The 15,857-nt window shown below is 41.6% G+C and carries 21 protein-coding genes and 1 pseudogene; 10 read left to right on the top strand and 12 right to left on the bottom strand.

The window, feature by feature from the left end:
* Nucleotides 1–1,797, top strand: a complete 1,797-nt coding sequence (gene pepF / locus N5909_RS06485; protein WP_271631006.1) for an oligoendopeptidase F — start codon at nucleotides 1–3, stop codon at nucleotides 1,795–1,797.
* A gap of 168 nt (nucleotides 1,798–1,965) precedes the next feature.
* Here the strand turns inward: pepF and N5909_RS06480 are convergent, their stop codons facing one another.
* On the bottom strand, nucleotides 1,966–2,355 hold the full coding sequence (locus N5909_RS06480; RefSeq protein WP_271631005.1) for a nuclear transport factor 2 family protein: 390 nt from the start codon (nucleotides 2,353–2,355) through the stop codon (nucleotides 1,966–1,968).
* Between the two features lie 149 nt (nucleotides 2,356–2,504).
* Between N5909_RS06480 and N5909_RS06475 the strand changes: the two genes are divergently transcribed.
* Together N5909_RS06475 and N5909_RS06470 are read left to right on the top strand one after the other, a co-directional pair.
* Nucleotides 2,505–2,837, top strand: coding sequence for a winged helix-turn-helix transcriptional regulator (locus N5909_RS06475; protein ID WP_000182730.1), 333 nt, complete (start codon nucleotides 2,505–2,507; stop codon nucleotides 2,835–2,837).
* 11 nt (nucleotides 2,838–2,848) lie between these two features.
* Nucleotides 2,849–3,640 carry a DUF2785 domain-containing protein gene (locus N5909_RS06470; protein WP_271631027.1) on the top strand — a complete coding sequence of 264 codons (792 nt, stop codon included), beginning with the start codon at nucleotides 2,849–2,851 and terminating at the stop codon, nucleotides 3,638–3,640.
* Between the two features lie 107 nt (nucleotides 3,641–3,747).
* Here the strand turns inward: N5909_RS06470 and N5909_RS06465 are convergent, their stop codons facing one another.
* Nucleotides 3,748–4,512, bottom strand: a complete 765-nt coding sequence (locus N5909_RS06465) for a (S)-acetoin forming diacetyl reductase (protein WP_000048147.1) — start codon at nucleotides 4,510–4,512, stop codon at nucleotides 3,748–3,750.
* A gap of 256 nt (nucleotides 4,513–4,768) precedes the next feature.
* Here N5909_RS06465 and N5909_RS06460 point away from each other — a divergent pair, with 256 nt between their 5' ends.
* Nucleotides 4,769–5,437 carry an MIP/aquaporin family protein gene (locus N5909_RS06460; RefSeq protein ID WP_020903234.1) on the top strand — a complete coding sequence of 223 codons (669 nt, stop codon included), beginning with the start codon at nucleotides 4,769–4,771 and terminating at the stop codon, nucleotides 5,435–5,437.
* Between the two features lie 262 nt (nucleotides 5,438–5,699).
* On the opposite strand, the gene queF is transcribed toward N5909_RS06460, so the two are convergent.
* The 7 genes from queF to N5909_RS06425 all read right to left on the bottom strand — a co-directional run bounded on the left by queF (nucleotide 5,700) and on the right by N5909_RS06425 (nucleotide 9,248).
* Nucleotides 5,700–6,191 carry a preQ(1) synthase gene (gene queF / locus N5909_RS06455; RefSeq protein WP_061759258.1) on the bottom strand — a complete coding sequence of 164 codons (492 nt, stop codon included), beginning with the start codon at nucleotides 6,189–6,191 and terminating at the stop codon, nucleotides 5,700–5,702.
* 18 nt (nucleotides 6,192–6,209) lie between these two features.
* Nucleotides 6,210–6,926 carry a 7-carboxy-7-deazaguanine synthase QueE gene (gene queE / locus N5909_RS06450; RefSeq protein ID WP_271631004.1) on the bottom strand — a complete coding sequence of 239 codons (717 nt, stop codon included), beginning with the start codon at nucleotides 6,924–6,926 and terminating at the stop codon, nucleotides 6,210–6,212.
* A complete protein-coding gene (gene queD / locus N5909_RS06445) occupies nucleotides 6,919–7,362 on the bottom strand; it encodes a 6-carboxytetrahydropterin synthase QueD (protein WP_000464573.1) in 444 nt (147 codons plus the stop codon). Before queD ends, queE begins: the two co-directional genes overlap by 8 nt.
* Entirely contained in the window at nucleotides 7,362–8,015 is a 654-nt protein-coding gene (gene queC / locus N5909_RS06440; RefSeq protein ID WP_023933747.1) for a 7-cyano-7-deazaguanine synthase QueC, read from the bottom strand. The genes queD and queC overlap by 1 nt, the downstream gene beginning before the upstream one ends.
* Nucleotides 8,016–8,216: 201 nt before the next feature.
* Complete coding sequence (gene trxA / locus N5909_RS06435) at nucleotides 8,217–8,531, bottom strand: thioredoxin (RefSeq protein WP_001029581.1); 315 nt, start codon at nucleotides 8,529–8,531, stop codon at nucleotides 8,217–8,219.
* A gap of 15 nt (nucleotides 8,532–8,546) precedes the next feature.
* Nucleotides 8,547–8,768, bottom strand: coding sequence for a DUF4649 family protein (locus N5909_RS06430; protein WP_000570255.1), 222 nt, complete (start codon nucleotides 8,766–8,768; stop codon nucleotides 8,547–8,549).
* Nucleotides 8,769–8,867: 99 nt separating this feature from the next.
* Nucleotides 8,868–9,248, bottom strand: coding sequence for a MarR family winged helix-turn-helix transcriptional regulator (locus tag N5909_RS06425; RefSeq protein ID WP_049502453.1), 381 nt, complete (start codon nucleotides 9,246–9,248; stop codon nucleotides 8,868–8,870).
* A 282-nt stretch (nucleotides 9,249–9,530) separates the two neighbouring features.
* On the opposite strand from N5909_RS06425, the gene N5909_RS06420 reads away from it, so the two are divergent.
* A complete protein-coding gene (locus N5909_RS06420; RefSeq protein WP_271631003.1) occupies nucleotides 9,531–9,905 on the top strand; it encodes a CidA/LrgA family protein in 375 nt (124 codons plus the stop codon).
* Nucleotides 9,902–10,597 (top strand): LrgB family protein, encoded by a 696-nt coding sequence (locus N5909_RS06415; RefSeq protein WP_271631002.1) that lies wholly within the window; start codon nucleotides 9,902–9,904, stop codon nucleotides 10,595–10,597. Before N5909_RS06420 ends, N5909_RS06415 begins: the two co-directional genes overlap by 4 nt.
* Nucleotides 10,598–10,628: 31 nt before the next feature.
* Here N5909_RS06415 and N5909_RS06410 read toward each other — a convergent pair whose 3' ends face one another.
* Genes N5909_RS06410 through N5909_RS06400 form a run of 3 tightly spaced genes read right to left on the bottom strand, consistent with a single transcriptional unit; the run spans nucleotide 10,629 to nucleotide 12,474 of the window.
* Nucleotides 10,629–11,393, bottom strand: coding sequence for a hypothetical protein (locus N5909_RS06410; RefSeq protein WP_271631001.1), 765 nt, complete (start codon nucleotides 11,391–11,393; stop codon nucleotides 10,629–10,631).
* Between the two features lie 15 nt (nucleotides 11,394–11,408).
* A complete protein-coding gene (locus tag N5909_RS06405; RefSeq protein ID WP_000054197.1) occupies nucleotides 11,409–12,104 on the bottom strand; it encodes an ABC transporter ATP-binding protein in 696 nt (231 codons plus the stop codon).
* Nucleotides 12,105–12,108: 4 nt separating this feature from the next.
* A complete protein-coding gene (locus N5909_RS06400; RefSeq protein ID WP_000119149.1) occupies nucleotides 12,109–12,474 on the bottom strand; it encodes a GntR family transcriptional regulator in 366 nt (121 codons plus the stop codon).
* A 139-nt stretch (nucleotides 12,475–12,613) separates the two neighbouring features.
* Here N5909_RS06400 and nrdR point away from each other — a divergent pair, with 139 nt between their 5' ends.
* The 4 genes and pseudogenes from nrdR (at nucleotide 12,614) to N5909_RS06380 (ending at nucleotide 15,854) form a co-directional block, all read left to right on the top strand.
* Nucleotides 12,614–13,087, top strand: a complete 474-nt coding sequence (gene nrdR / locus N5909_RS06395; RefSeq protein ID WP_001203672.1) for a transcriptional regulator NrdR — start codon at nucleotides 12,614–12,616, stop codon at nucleotides 13,085–13,087.
* Nucleotides 13,088–14,257, top strand: coding sequence for a replication initiation and membrane attachment family protein (locus N5909_RS06390; protein ID WP_271631000.1), 1,170 nt, complete (start codon nucleotides 13,088–13,090; stop codon nucleotides 14,255–14,257).
* Nucleotides 14,258–15,154, top strand: a complete 897-nt coding sequence (gene dnaI / locus N5909_RS06385) for a primosomal protein DnaI (RefSeq protein WP_271630999.1) — start codon at nucleotides 14,258–14,260, stop codon at nucleotides 15,152–15,154.
* Nucleotides 15,151–15,854, top strand: a pseudogene (locus N5909_RS06380) (NADPH-dependent oxidoreductase). Before dnaI ends, N5909_RS06380 begins: the two are co-directional and overlap by 4 nt.
* Nucleotides 15,855–15,857 lie beyond the last annotated feature (3 nt).

The following is a 15,857-nucleotide window of genomic DNA, read 5'->3' as shown; positions in this document are numbered from 1 at the left end:
ATGGAACAAAAACACCGTTCAGAATTTCCAGAGAAGGAACTTTGGGATTTAACAGCCCTATACCAAGACCGTGAGGATTTCTTGCGTGCAATCGAGAAAGCTCGCGAAGACATCAACCAGTTTAGCCGTGACTACAAGGGCAATCTTCACACTTTTGAAGATTTCGAGAAGGCCTTTGCGGAATTGGAACAAATCTACATTCAGATGAGCCATATTGGAAACTATGGTTTTATGCCGCAGACGACAGACTATAGCAATGACGAATTTGCCAACATTGCCCAAGCTGGGATGGAATTCGAAACAGATGCCAGTGTAGCCTTGACCTTCTTTGACGATGCCTTGGTGGCAGCTGATGAGGAAGTCTTAGACCGTCTGGGTAAATTGCCACATTTAACAGCTGCCATTCGTCAGGCAAAAATCAAAAAAGCCCACTATCTAGGGGCTGATGTGGAGAAGGCCTTGACCAATCTCGGTGAAGTTTTCTACAGTCCGCAGGATATATACACTAAGATGCGAGCTGGGGACTTTGAAATGGCTGACTTTGAAGCTCATGGCAAAACCTACAAAAACAGCTTTGTTACTTATGAGAATTTCTACCAAAACCACGAGGATGCTGAGGTTCGTGAGAAATCTTTCCGTTCCTTCTCAGAAGGTCTTCGTAAGCACCAAAATACGGCTGCAGCAGCCTATCTAGCTCAAGTCAAGTCTGAAAAACTCTTGGCAGATATGAAGGGTTACGACTCAGTCTTTGATTATCTTCTAGCTGAACAAGAAGTGGATCGTGCCATGTTTGATCGTCAGATTGACCTCATCATGAAGGACTTTGCACCCGTTGCTCAGAGATACCTCAAGCATGTTGCCAAGGTTAATGGTCTTGAAAAGATGACCTTTGCAGACTGGAAATTGGACTTGGACAGCGCCCTCAATCTTGCAGTGACTATTGACGATGCCTATGACTTAGTCATGAAGTCAGTAGAACCTTTGGGACAAGAATATTGTCAGGAAGTGGCTCGCTATCAAGAAGAGCGCTGGGTGGACTTTGCTGCCAATAGTGGCAAGGATTCTGGTGGCTATGCAGCGGACCCATATCGCGTACACCCTTATGTCCTTATGAGCTGGACAGGTCGTTTGAGCGACGTTTATACCTTGATTCATGAAATCGGGCATTCTGGTCAATTCATCTTTTCAGATAATCATCAAAGTTACTTCAATGCTCATATGTCGACCTATTATGTTGAAGTACCGTCAACCTTCAATGAATTGCTTCTCAGTGATTACTTGGAGCACCAATCTGACGACCCACGTCAAAAACGCTTCGCTCTGGCTCACCGCTTGACAGACACCTACTTCCATAACTTTATCACTCACCTCTTAGAAGCAGCCTTCCAGCGTAAAGTGTATACATTGATTGAAGAAGGAGAAACTTTCGGAGCAAGCAAACTCAACAGTATTATGAAGGAAGTTTTGACGGATTTCTGGGGCGATGCCATTGAGATTGATGATGATGCAGCTCTGACTTGGATGCGCCAAGCTCACTACTACATGGGCTTGTATAGCTACACCTACTCAGCAGGACTTGTGATCTCGACTGCAGGTTATCTTCATCTAAAACATTCAGCAACCGGAGCTGAAGATTGGCTTAATCTCCTCAAATCAGGTGGTAGCAAAACACCACTTGAGTCAGCCATGATTATAGGAGCCGATATTTCAACAGATAAACCACTCCGTGATACTATCCAGTTCTTATCAGACACAGTTGACCAGATTATCGCCTACAGTGCCCAGTTGGGAGAGTAAATTAAAAGAGTCTGGGACAAAAGTCTAACCTTAAATAAAAAAAGCGAACAAAACGAGTTATCTGATACTCAGAATTCTGTCTTGTTCGCTTTTTTTCTAATCTATCGATTTTAAAAATTTATAATAAAGAATTCCTAAAATCAAAATTTTTTGTCCTGGCCTCTTTAATTATCCCCAAAAGCTATCTTCTTCAGCTTGATCTGAAGAGAAGAGCCAAACTTCTTTGATTTTTCCGTCTTCAATACGGAAGAGGTCAATCCCGTTCATATTGAGTTCAGTACCATCAGCCCGTGTTCCAAGAAAAGTAACATTAGCTGCGATTAAATCCTTATTGTCAGAAACCCAATTTGTTATCACCTTAAAGGTTCCATTAGTTTTCTCAGCAAATGTAGCCAGGTGAGTTCCTAGCTTGTCCTTACCAACAACTGTACCAGATAGACTATGATTACCAGGTTGATGCCAGACAATATCGTCTGCCATCGTTTCAAAGACACTAGGAAAGTCACCAGCAATTAAAGCTTGGTTATAAGCATTGAAAATTTCTAAGTTTGTTGACATATCTATTCTCCATTTCTTTTTTTATGATATAATTGTAACAGTTACAAACAAAAAAACAAGTAGACACTTTTTTGATAGCTAGTATCAAAAGTAGTACTTTTATTGATACTAAAAGATAAATTTTTTTAAAAATAGAAAGAAGATATTTTATGACAAATAAAGTGAGTGAGTATGGTATTTGTCCATTTGCGACAACGCAGAGGGTTTTAACGGGGAAATGGGCACTGGTAATCATTTATCAGTTGAGTACGGGTACCAAACGATTTAAAGAATTGCAGAGATTATTGCCTGGGATCACTCAAACTATTTTGACCCGTCATCTCCGTCAATTAGAAAAGGATAAGATTGTTCAACGAAAGGTCTATGCCGAAGTTCCACCACGAGTTGAGTACAGCTTAACTGAAATGGGGCAGGAATTCAGAGTTGTCTTAGATGCTGTCGAGAAATGGGGTCTAGATTATATCAAGTTGCTAGAAATGTAGAGGTATTGCCCATGTATCAAGAGTTACTTAGAAAAATAGCAGAGGAAAAACCAAGTTATCATGATGAAGAAATTCAGTGGTTGCTTGATCATTTGGGAGATCCTTCTCCAGAAATTCGCGATGATCTTGTTTTTACAAGCTTTGCTAGAGGGATTCAGGAAGAGCTATTTACACAGGAACAATTTCATTTCATTGCTGAAGGGATTTCATCTGATGGAGGGTTAGATAAAGAGATTGATAAGGTAGGACTGTCAACCCTTGAACGTTCTTTTAGGGCGCTTATTTATGCAAATCTCTTGTCTGCAGATGCCAACCAGCAATCGATTTTTTATCAGGGATTAAAAGCAGAAATTCGTAATGTCCTTTTAAATCAAGGTTTGCACTATCTTTCAAAAGAAAAGGATACAACGGGTTTTTCAAGTCAGTATGGTTGGGTTCATGCTTTTGCACATGGAGCCGATTTACTGACAGAGGTGGTTTGTCATCCAGACTTTCCTAAAAACAGGGTTCATGAAGTATTTGAGATACTTGGCCAACTATTTAAAAGAATGTCCATTCGTTTTACAGATGATGAGGATTGGCGTTTAGCAAGAGTAATCTATGAACCTATTTTACAAGGGAAGTTGGAGCAAGAGCAAGTAGCTTCTTGGATAAAAGCTGTTGACTTTCCGATAGAAGAAAGGGAAGATTTTTATAAATTTTCCAACTTCAGATCCTGTCTGTTGGAAGTCTATGTCCAACTTGACCAGAGAAATAGTTTACAAGATGACTTGAAAGAAGCCATCCAGTCTTTTCAATACTAGGGATAAGCTAGTATTATTTATTGAAAGAGTTTCTATTGTATCCTCCTAACTAATAATGAAAACTAATAAAAGAGGTTGAATCATTTTCCAACCTCTTTTCCTGTATCTTAATGGAATTGCATACCACCATCAACGATAATGGTTTGTCCTGTAATGTAGTTTGAATCTGGCCCTGCAAGGAAGCTGACAGCAGCAGCCACATCTTCTGGTTCAGATAGGCGTTTTAGGGTAATATCTTTTGCAAATGTCTGCATACCCCACTCGTCATCTTTTCCTGCATTTTTACCAACTTCATGAGCGATATCGTACATCATTGGTGTTTTCACAATACCTGGTGCGTAGGCGTTAACAGTGATACCTGAGTCTGCTAAATCACGGGCTAATGTTTGCGTAATTCCGCGAACAGCAAATTTGGTTCCACCATAAACAGTTAGATTTGGATTACCGACTACACCAGCTTGAGAAGTTGCGTTGATAATTTTACCTCCGTGGCCAAGTGCTTTAAATTGCGCTTGTGCAGCTTGTGACCCCCAAATGACACCACCAACGTTGATACCGAAAGTACGTGTAAATTGTTCCTCAGTAATTGTATCAAGAGGAGTAGTTGGAGCAACACCAGCATTATTTACGACAACATTCAAATCACCAAAATGGTCAACAACTTTTTGAAATGCTTGGGCAACTTCTGCCTGTTTCGAAACATCAGCTACGACAGCAAAGGCATTTTCAGCTGATAATTCGGCAACAGCCTTTTCGGCTGTTTCGGGATTGTAGTCTAAGACTCCTACCTTAAAGCCATCTTGAACCAATCGTTTCGCAATTGCAAAACCGATTCCTTGACCTGCACCTGTGACAATAGCAACTTTAGACATATGATTCCTCCTTGGTATTCACGATACCATTCAAACGTTCATAAAAGAACAGCAAAGGTTTACAAATGAGCTTTTATAATGGGTTTTGTAACCCCTATCAAAACTACGCTATTAGTATACACCTTTGAAAAAAATGTTTCAAATAAACACTACCGTTTTTACAGAATTTTAACCTGAAATTTCCAATCAATTTTCTTGAAACCCTTTCCTACTTTTGATAGACTAGTATCTAGTTTTTGAAAAAAGGAGAAAGAAAATGAAAAAATTTGTTGCTGAATTAATCGGTACTTTCATGCTTGTGTTCATTGGGACAGGAGCTGTTGTTTTTGGAAATGGTCTTGATGGCTTAGGTCACCTTGGAATCGCCTTTGCCTTTGGTTTAGCAATCGTAGTTGCAGCCTACTCAATCGGAACTGTTTCAGGTGCTCACTTGAACCCAGCTGTTTCGATCGCTATGTTTGTAAACAAACGTTTGTCATCTTCAGAGCTTGTCAACTACATCCTTGGTCAGGTTGTTGGAGCTTTCCTTGCGTCAGCTGCGGTATTCTTCCTCTTGGCTAACTCAGGTATGTCAACTGCTAGTCTTGGTGAAAATGCCTTGGCAAACGGTGTCACTGTCTTTGGTGGATTCTTGTTTGAAGTCATTGCAACCTTCTTGTTTGTTTTGGTTATCATGACTGTTACTTCAGAAAGCAAGGGAAATGGCGCGATTGCTGGTTTGGTAATCGGTTTGTCATTGATGGCGATGATTCTTGTCGGATTGAACATTACTGGACTTTCAGTAAACCCAGCTCGTAGCTTGGCACCAGCTGTCTTGGTAGGTGGCGCAGCTCTTCAACAAGTTTGGATTTTCATCCTTGCACCAATCGTTGGTGGAGTTCTTGCAGCTCTTGTTGCGAAAAACTTCCTTGGAACAGAAGAATAATTGAAACTCAAAAAGCCTTGCTCCTCATCTCGAGGAACAGGGCTTTTTCGTATTATACTCTTCGAAAATTTCTTCAAACCACGTCAGCTTCCATCTGCAACCTCAAAACAGTATTTTGATTTGACTTCGTCAGTTCTATCTGCAACCTCAAAACAGTGTTTTGAGCTGACTTTGTCAGTCTTATCTACAACCTCAAAGCAGTGCTTTGAGCAACCTGTGGCTAGCTTCCTAGTTTGCTCTTTGAATTTCATTGAGTTTGAGTTTAACGGTTGTCAATTTTCTCTGGATAAAGGTCGTGTTGGAAGAGGCGTTGTTCTGCCAAGCCTTCATACTTAGTTCCTGGCTTACCGTAGTTGTAGTAGGGGTCGATTGAAATGCCACCGCGCGGAGTGAATTTTCCCCAGACCTCTAAATAGCGAGGGTCTAGCAAGTTGACCAAGTCTTTCCCGATGGTGTTGATACAGTTTTCGTGGAAATCTCCGTGGTTTCGGTAGCTAAAGAGGTAGAGTTTGAGGGATTTTGACTCAACACAGAGCTTATCAGGGATGTAGGAAATATAGATAGTTGCAAAGTCTGGCTGAGCAGTGATTGGGCAAAGTGAGGTAAATTCAGGACAGTTAAATTTGATGAAATAGTCATTTTCCACATGACGATTGTCAAAGGATTCGAGGACTTCTGGATGATACTCGAAAATGTAGTTGGTTTCTTTGTTGCCCAGTAGGCTTAGGTTTTTCATTTCTTCTTGTTGTGACATGATTTTTTCTTTCTAATTTTAAACACCACGTTGGTTGTCGTAGAGGAGGGTATGGAGTTGAGGAAGGACGCGGACATTGCCCCAACTATCGTCAGCAGCGATGCGTTCCCAGAGTTCTTTGAGACGGTCCAGTTGATCTTGGACAATATTTCCTGTAGCCTTGGGTTCAGGATTTCCAGCAGATAAGAAAAGGACATCTGGTTGGTAGCGTTCTTGTATTCCTTTAGCAAAGGCTAAATCTGCATCATCAAAGACAGGGATTTTAAAGGTGACCTTGTCTGGATCCAATTGGGAAACGATAAAGTCCAGGGTCTCAAAGTTGACTTCCATCTTGGATGAAGGAGGTTTGGGACTCAGAGTGACCTGGTTGATGTCTTTCAACCAATTTTGCCAGCGAGAGCCTTGAGTTTCAACAGCCAGAGTGACACCACGTTCCTTGAGTTTGGTGACTAGCTCAGCCATGTTGGCTGCTAGGATAGCAGGATTTCCCCCAGATAGGGTTACATAGTCGTAGCTCCCTAATTTATCCAACTCAGCAATGACCTCGTCAGCTGTCATGCGAGTTGGTTTTTCAGAACCATCCCAAGTAAAGGCAGAATCGCACCAGTCGCAGTGGTAGTCGCAACCAGCAGTGCGGACAAACATGGTTTTCTGCCCGATTGCACGACCTTCGCCTTGAAAGGTTGGGCCAAAAATTTCTAGAACTGGTAGTTTGAGGACACGTTCCCTAGTCATCTAACCACTCCCGTCTAAACTCTGCAAAGGCAGTCGGAGTTTCATAGAGGCGAACATATTCCAAACGGAGACCACGTTCGTCAGGCAACTCTTGGTTCATGGTTTGGAAAATCCAGTAAACCATATTTTCAGCAGTCGTGTTCATATAGGGAAGAGTTTCATTGAGATAGCGATGATCCAAGTGGGGTTCTAAGTAGTTCTTGTAGATTGCTTTGATGTCTCCGAAATCGTAGGTCATGCCACGTTCATCTAAAAATCCACTGACAGCAATCTGCAGATGATAGGTGTGACCATGAAGGGATTTGCATTTTCCCTCATAGTGAAAGAGGTGGTGGGCAGCATCGAAGGTAAACTCTTTTGATACCAAGGTTCTGTGTGGATTGTAGACAAGAGACTCCCCGGTTTCCTGTTTGATTTCTTTGGGTGCAAAAAACATTAGTCCTCTCCTTTCTGTGAGAGATAAACATCTAAACCATGTTGACGTAGGTGGCAGGCTGGGCAATCTCCACAGCCACTTCCGATAATCCCATTGTAGCAGGTCAAGGTCTTTTCACGAACATAGTCAAAGGCACCGAGTTGGTCGGCTAATTCCCAAGTTTCAGCCTTGTCTAGCCACATGAGAGGTGTTTGGATAACAAAGTCGTAATCCATGGCAAGGTTGAGGGTAACATTAAGGGATTTGACAAAGACATCTCGACAATCGGGGTAGCCTGAGAAGTCTGTCTCGCAGACACCTGTCACGATATCTTTAATGCCTCGTTGCTTAGCAAGGACTGCCGCAAAGGACAGAAAGAGGTGGTTACGACCATCAACGAAGGTATTGGGAACCTCTCCCTCTTTTTGCTCAATTTCCAGATCAGAGGTCAGGGCATTTTCAGTGATTTGCCCCAGCAGAGACATATCTAGGATGTGATGACGAATCCCCTGTTCCTTAGCGATTTCTCTAGCAACTTGAATTTCGAGATGATGGCGTTGGCCGTAGGCAAAGGTAACGGCTTCGACCGTTTCATAGTGTTCTTTAGCCCAAAAGAGGCAGGTTGTAGAATCTTGACCGCCACTAAAGACGACCAAGGCTGATTGACGTTTCATAGTACTCCTTCCAAAATGGGAAATGTTCAGAGCACGCAAAAAGCTCCCTTGAGGGAGCTAAAAAATACCAAGTCAAGGTTTTTTTTAGCGATGGCATGTCCCAAACATCGTAATATTCTACATACAGTCTAGCATATTTTTTGAAAAATGGCAAAGGGCAAGAAAAAAGAGACCAAAGCAAGTACTTGGTCTCTCGTTTGATTAGCTCAATTCAGCAACGATGGCCTTGATTTGTTCTGCTGTGTGAACACCAGCAACTTGTTTCACCACTTGGCCGTCTTTTTTGAAGAGAAGGGTTGGGATAGACATGATTCCAAAAGCACGAGCTGTGTTTGGATTTTCATCAACGTCCATTTTAACGATTTTTAAAACATCTTCTGAAAGTTCTTCAGACAATTTGTCCAAGATTGGACCTTGCATACGACATGGACCACACCAAGTTGCCCAGAAGTCTACCAAGACCAAACCGTCTTTTGTTTCTTGTTCGAATGTTGCATCTGTAATTGCTTTTGCCATTGTATTTCTCCTTTTTTAGTTATATTGGCTTAAATCTTGTTTCTTGAGATAGAAGAAGATATCTCCATAAGTTCCATGGTAGTCCAAATCATGACCGTTGTAAGTTAATTTTTGGACAGGGTAGTAGTCTGCGACGCCGATAAGGCAAGCTTGTTGTGAACGATCAAAGTCTTCATAAGATTCGAAAGTTACAGTTCTTTCGTTCTTGCTGGCATCTAGATAGGTAATTTCAATCATTTTAAAAACTCCTTTGTTTAATGATGACTTTATTTTACTCCTTGTAAAAGAGAATGTCAAGAAAAATGATTGCGCACGCAACTTTTTTCTAAAATCATCTTAAATCAAGAAATCCAAACCAGTTTCCAAGCTTGCTTCGACAGCTTTCTGTAGAGAGGCCAGTGTCTTTTGCCCATCACTTGTCAGGCAGATAAAGCTAGAGCGCCTATCTTGATCACAACACCTGCGACTAAGCAGACCGCAATTTTTGGCTTCCAAGCGAGCCACCATCCGAGAAACAGCGCTCGGGCTCAGATGAAGTTTATCTGGCAGGTCAATCTGGCGTAGAGATTTTTCTTGAGCCAAGTCCAGATAGTAGAGTAGGTAGAACTCTTTCAAGGTCAGACTTTGCTCGCTCTGCTGGGCAATAGTCTCTTCCAAGAGACTTTCAATTTCTTTCTGACGCCGATTGAAGTCAAACCATTTTTCCAAATAGGTCATAGTATCTCCTTTCTTTTTAGAGTTGTAAATAGAAGAAAGTCCATTCACGGACAGTCTCTGTATCACAAGATGATTGCGCATGCAATAATTATACTACTTTTCAAAAGAGCTGGCAAGAAAGACGCTGGCATCTTTTATCCTAAATCATGCCTGTTTTCACAAGTCAAGAATTGTTTGTATGCCCTTTCCTTTCTAATTTTCATTATCCTTCGTGCATTTCCTTGAAATTTTCTGAAAAAAGAGTAAACTGGTATGCAAGAAGTCTATTTCGTGGAGTTTAGGATGAAATTATATGTTCAATTAATGATTCTCTTTGTGATTTCTCTAATCGGAGAGGGGGTTTCCAGTTTCTTTCATTTGCCTATCCCAGGCAGTATTATCGGTTTGATTATTCTTTTTCTCGCCCTGCAATTTAAGTGGCTGAGAACTAGGCATGTCAACATGGTGGGGAATTTCTTGCTGGCCAATATGACCATTCTCTTTTTGCCGCCAGCAGTGGGAATCATGGAGAAGTTTGAAGTGATTGCCCCCTATCTTTTGCCCATTGTTTTGATTGTCTTTTTTGCAGCTGTTATCAATATTATCCTCATAGCCTTGGTAGTTCAGTTCATCAAGAGACGGTTTGAGGGTGATTATGAGAAAGGAGATGCCAAATGAGTGAATTTGTTTCCAATCCCCTGTTTGGGCTTGCCCTGTCTATCCTAGCTTATTTAGTGGGAATGCTGATTTACAGACGTTTTCCCCATCCATTGACAACGCCCTTGCTTTTGTCAGCTTTTTTCATTATTATCTTTCTAAAAGTGACGGGTATTTCTTACCAAGATTACTACCAAGGTGGGGTTTATCTGAACAACTTGATTGTCCCATCGACCGTGGCTTTAGGGATTCCGCTTTATAAGAGTTTTCACTTGATGAAGCACCATGCACGGAGTATTCTTTTTGGAAGTCTGTTAGCGGTAGTGGTCAATACCTCTTTCACAGCCCTTGTAGCTAAGATTTTTGGGATGGACTTTTTCCTAGCCATTTCTCTCTTTCCTAAGTCAGTAACAACCGCTATGGCAGTGGGAATCACAGAAAAATTGCAAGGGTTGACGACTGTGACCTTGGTGGTTGTAGTGGCAACTGGAATTTTAACCAGTGTGATCGGACCAACCCTTTTGAAGTGGTTAAAAATTGACGATCCAGTAGCTGTTGGCCTTTCCCTTGGAGGGACAGGTCACGCAGTCGGAACAGGCACAGCCTTTCGATACGGCTCTGTAGCAGGAGCTATGGGTGGTTTGGCTATCGGTGTCACAGGTATTCTCTATGTCTTTGTCAGCCCTATCGTAGCCAGTTTGATATTGAGTTAAATCAAAACCCAGCTTTTTAGCTGGGCATTTTTTATTGCAAATTAACCTTGTTTTTCAAGATGTAGTAGGTTCCGAGGTAAAAGATAGCTATGAAAATGAGTTCTTCAATAATACCCGTACTTGCTCCCATATAGAAATTGTCATTAAATCCTGCAAGTGAATTGACATAGAAGTTAGCACTGGTATTGAAGAAGACTTCAATAAAGCCAATGACGATTTGGATACCAATGTAGGCTGCAACAGCGAGTGCTGTGCGGTATTCGTTGAAAAGTTGTCCGATGGAAATAGCCAAGTATATGCAGAGGATTCCAGAAATGGTATTTAGTAGGAAGGATAACCCCACAAGAGAGAGTTGAGGAAGATATGTTCCTACAAGTGGAATAAAGTCATAATTTGACATCCATTCTGGAACCGTTATAGTCACAATAAGAAAAGCACTTAGAGCCAGTACAGCTGAGCTAAGTATAGACCAGATAAAGGCTCCGACTAATTTAGCAGTGATGATATGGTGTTCAGAAACTGGCAAGGTTAAAGTCAGATATCCTTGTCGGTCATAGACACTTCCTTTGAATCGTTTAATAATCAAGAAGATAGTTGAAATCACAAGTGTAACCATCAAACCACCAAAGACAGTAGATAGAAAAAAAAGTAGAACAGATAGATTTTTTTCAGGTAGTTTGATTAAGGATTGTGTCTGAATTCCAATAAGAACAGAGAGGAAGAGAACAGCAGCGTAGAGGGCTAAATACCACTTGTTAACATTTTTAAATTCGTAGCGAACTAAATTCCAAAACATAATAATCTCCTTTGCTTAGGCCTTAAATTCCTGACGGAAGAGTTGGTCAATGGATTCACCTGACTCATAGCGAATATCATCTACATTTCCTTGACGGACGACTTTTCCGTCTTTTAGGAAGACAATTTCATCTAAGATTGGCTCGATATCCGAAATCAAGTGGGTAGAAATCAAAACGGTAGAAGTTGGGGAGTAGTTGTTGATAATAGTATTGAGGATATACTCACGGGCTGCTGGATCCACTCCACCAATGGGTTCATCCAGAACATAGAGACGAGCATCCCGGCTCATAACCAAAATCAGTTGTACCTTTTCTTTGTTTCCTTTTGATAGTTTTTTGAGACGACTATTTTCATCAATGCCGAGGTCTGCAAGTAGATGATGGGCACGTTCAAGATTGAAATCTTTATAGAAGGTCTTGAAGTAGGTTAGGGCTTCTTTGACCTTCATTTGCTCATTGAGATAGGTCGTATCTGGCAAATAAGCTACGATAGCCTTGGTTGCTGGGCTTGGGTCCATGTCGTTGATAAGGACGCGTCCTTGATCTGGTTGTAAGAGACCATTGATGAGTTTAATCAAGGTTGTTTTTCCTGAGCCGTTTGGCCCAAGGAGACCAACAATTTTTCCAGCTGGGATGTCAAGAGAAACATTTTCAAGGGCTGGTGTTGCTCCATAAGATTTGGATACATTTTCAAATGCTAGTAATGACATAGGCTTAAACTCCTTTAATATAATCGCCGACTACGCCTGGTAGTTCTTCTTTTTCATAGCCAAAATGGGTCATGGAGGAAACGAAGTGTTCCAATTCTTCTTCCGATAATTGTTTGCGTGATTGGGCAATCAGTTCCTTATCCTCAGTCACAAATCGTCCAGTTGTTCGCTTGCTGTAGACAAATCCTTCTCGTTCAAGGTCTGACAAGGCTCTTTGGATGGTGTTTGGATTGACACCGGCCTCGCTTGCTAGCTCTCTCACGGTTGGAAGTTGTTGATTGGGTTCCAGCGTATGGGAAACAATCTGAAGCTTGATTTTCTCCATAATCTGTAAATAGATGGGTTTTTTGTTGTCAAATGTCCAGGACATCTTGGTCTCCTTTCTTTTATCCTTTTGTCTTAATTAAATAATACAACAAAACAAAAAACTTGTCAAGCAAAAAGAAGAATTGTTTTGGGAATCGTTTAAAAAATGGTATAATGAAAAGAAAACGATAAGGAGGGAAAGGATGCGTTGTCCAAAATGTGGGGCTACCAAGTCAAGTGTTATCGATAGTCGCCAAGCAGAAGAAGGGAACACTATTCGTAGAAGACGTGAGTGCGATGAATGCCAGCACCGTTTTACAACCTACGAAAGAGTAGAAGAAAGAACCTTAGTGGTTGTTAAAAAAGATGGCACACGGGAACAATTCTCCAGAGATAAAATCTTTAATGGGATTATCCGCTCAGCCCAGAAACGTCCTGTGTCAAGTGATGAAATCAACATGGTAGTCAATCGTATCGAACAGAAACTCCGTGGTCGAAATGAAAATGAAATTCAAAGTGAGGACATTGGTTCACTGGTCATGGAGGAGTTGGCTGAGTTGGATGAGATTACCTATGTACGTTTTGCCAGTGTCTATCGTAGTTTTAAGGATGTGAGTGAGTTAGAGAGCCTGCTCCAACAAATCACCCAGTCCTCTAAAAAGAAAAAGGAAAGATAAATGAAGCCAATTGACCGTTTTTCTTATCTAAAGAATAATCGGGTGTCGCAAGATACCTCATCTCTGGTACAGTGCTACCTCCCGATTATCGGTCAGGAGGCACTGAGCCTTTATCTTTATACAATTAGTTTTTGGGATAATGGCAGAAAGGAATATCTTTTTTCAAGCATTCTCAACCATCTCAACTTTGGGATGGATAGACTGCTAAAATCCCTGAAAATCCTATCTGCTTTCAATCTCTTAACCCTCTATCAAAAGGGGGATGTTTATCAGCTAGCCCTCCATGCTCCTCTGTCTAGTCAAGACTTCTTGGAGCATCCTGTTTATCGCAGACTTTTGGAGAAAAAGATTGGTGATGCAGCCGTGGAGGATTTGAGAGTTGAAAGTGCTGATGGTGAAGAAATACCTGTCTCACTCAATCAAGTCTTTCCAGATTTGGCAGAACTGGGCAGTCAAGAAGACCTTGGTCTCAAGAAGAAAGTGGCTAACGATTTTGATTTGGACCATTTTCGTCAGCTTATGGCTCGAGATGGTCTTCGCTTTGCGGATGAACAGTCTGATGTCTTAAACCTCTTTGCCATTGCCGAGGAGAAGAAATGGACTTGGTTTGAGACCTATCAATTGGCCAAGTCAACAGCTGTTTCCCAGGTTATTTCAACCAAACGCATGCGGGAAAAAATTGCTCAAAAACCTGTTTCCTCTGATTTTAGTCCTAAGGAAGCAACTATTATCAAAGAAGCTAAAAGTAAGACTGCCCTGCAGTTCTTGGCAGAAATCAAGCAAACGCGCAAGGGAACCATTACCCAAACAGAAAGAGAACTCTTGCAACAGATGGCTGGCTTGGGCTTGCTGGATGAAGTCATCAATATTATTCTCTTATTGACCTTTAATAAGGTGGATTCGGCAAATATCAATGAGAAATATGCCATGAAGGTAGCCAATGACTATGCTTATCAAAAGATTCATTCGGCAGAAGAGGCAGTCTTGCGGATCCGTGAGCGTGGGCAAAAGAATCAGGCTCAAAAAAGCAGTAAACCCAGTCCTACCAAGTCCAATGTACCCAAGTGGAGCAATCCAGATTATAAGAATGAAACCAGCGAGGAAACTCGTCTGGAACTAGAACGTAAGAAACAAGAACTATTAGCTCGATTAGAAAAAGGAGGAGATTAGATGGAAAGTGTCGGAGACGTACTCAAACGTCAACCTAGCCGTCTTCATTATCAAGATTTGGTCCAGAAAATCATGAAGGACCCTGATGTTGCGGCCTTTATCCAGCAAAAATCCCTTACTCCAGAGGAATTGAATCGCAGTATCTCCAAGTTTAATCAGTACATCACCGAGCGTGACAAATTTCTCCGTGGAGATACGGATTATATTGCCAAAGGCTACAAGCCGATTTTGGTTATGAATCATGGCTATGCGGATGTTTCTTATGAAGAAACTCCTGAACTAATCGCGGCTGAAAAAGAAGCGGCTATTAAGAACCGTCTCAAGTTAATCAATCTGCCAGCCAGTCTTAAGAAAGCTAGTTTGGCTCAAGTAGATTTGGATGATTTGGGGCGCTTACCAGTTTTTGAAAAGCTATTAGCCTTCGTGGAGCAATATCCAGCTATTCGAAAAGGTCTTTACCTATATGGAGATTTTGGTGTGGGTAAAAGTTTCATGGTGGCTGCCTTAGCCCATGATTTATCAGAAAAACGTGGTGTTTCATCAACTCTCCTCCACTATCCTAGCTTTGTCATTGATGTCAAAAATGCTATCGGTGATGGTAATGTCAAGACCTTGGTAGATGAGATTAAACTGTCTGAAGTCCTGATTTTAGATGATATTGGTGCCGAGCAATCAACACCTTGGGTGCGTGACGAAATCCTGCAAGTCATTCTTCAATATCGGATGCAGGAAAATTTACCGACCTTTTTCACATCCAACTTCAACTTTGATGATTTGGAGCAGCATTTCGCTAAAGGGAAGCATGGAAATGATGAAACCTGGGAAGCTAGAAGGGTCATGGAACGCATCCATTATTTGGCTGAGGAGACTCGTTTAGAAGGAGTAAACCGTCGATGACAGAAACAATCAAATTAATGAAAGCTCACACGTCAGTGCGCAGATTTAAGGAGCAAGCCCTTCCTCAAGAAGACTTGACTGAAATCCTGACAGCAGCTCAGATGGCTTCATCTTGGAAGAATTTCCAATCCTACTCTGTGATTGTAGTACGAAGTCAAGAAAAGAAAGATGCCTTGTATGAATTGGTACCTCAAGAAGCCATTCGCCAGTCAGCTGTTTTCCTTCTCTTTGTCGGAGATTTGAACCGAGCAGAAAAGGGAGCACGACTCCATACCGATACATTCCAACCTCAAGGGGTGGAAGGGCTCTTGATTAGTTCGGTCGATGCGGCTCTTGCTGGACAAAATGCCCTGCTGGCAGCTGAAAGTTTGGGCTATGGTGGTGTTATCATTGGCTTGGTGCGGTACAAGTCAGAAGAAGTGGCAGAACTCTTTAATCTGCCTGACTACACCTATCCTGTCTTTGGGATGGGCCAAATCAAGAACATGAAGTCAAACCTCGCTTGCCATTGAATCAAGTGGTATTTGAGGAAGAATATCAGGAACAAACAGTTGATGTGATTGAGGCTTATGACCGTGTACAGGCTGACTATGCTGGAGCGCGTACGACCACAAGCTGGAGTCAGCGCCTAGCAGAACAGTTTGGTCAAGCTGAACCAAGCTCAACTAGAAAAAATCTTGAACAGAAGAAGTTATTGTAGAAA

This window comes from Streptococcus gwangjuensis, assembly GCF_028156745.1.
Classification (GTDB): domain Bacteria; phylum Bacillota; class Bacilli; order Lactobacillales; family Streptococcaceae; genus Streptococcus; species Streptococcus gwangjuense_A.
This window is presented reverse-complemented; position numbering and strand designations above follow the sequence as displayed.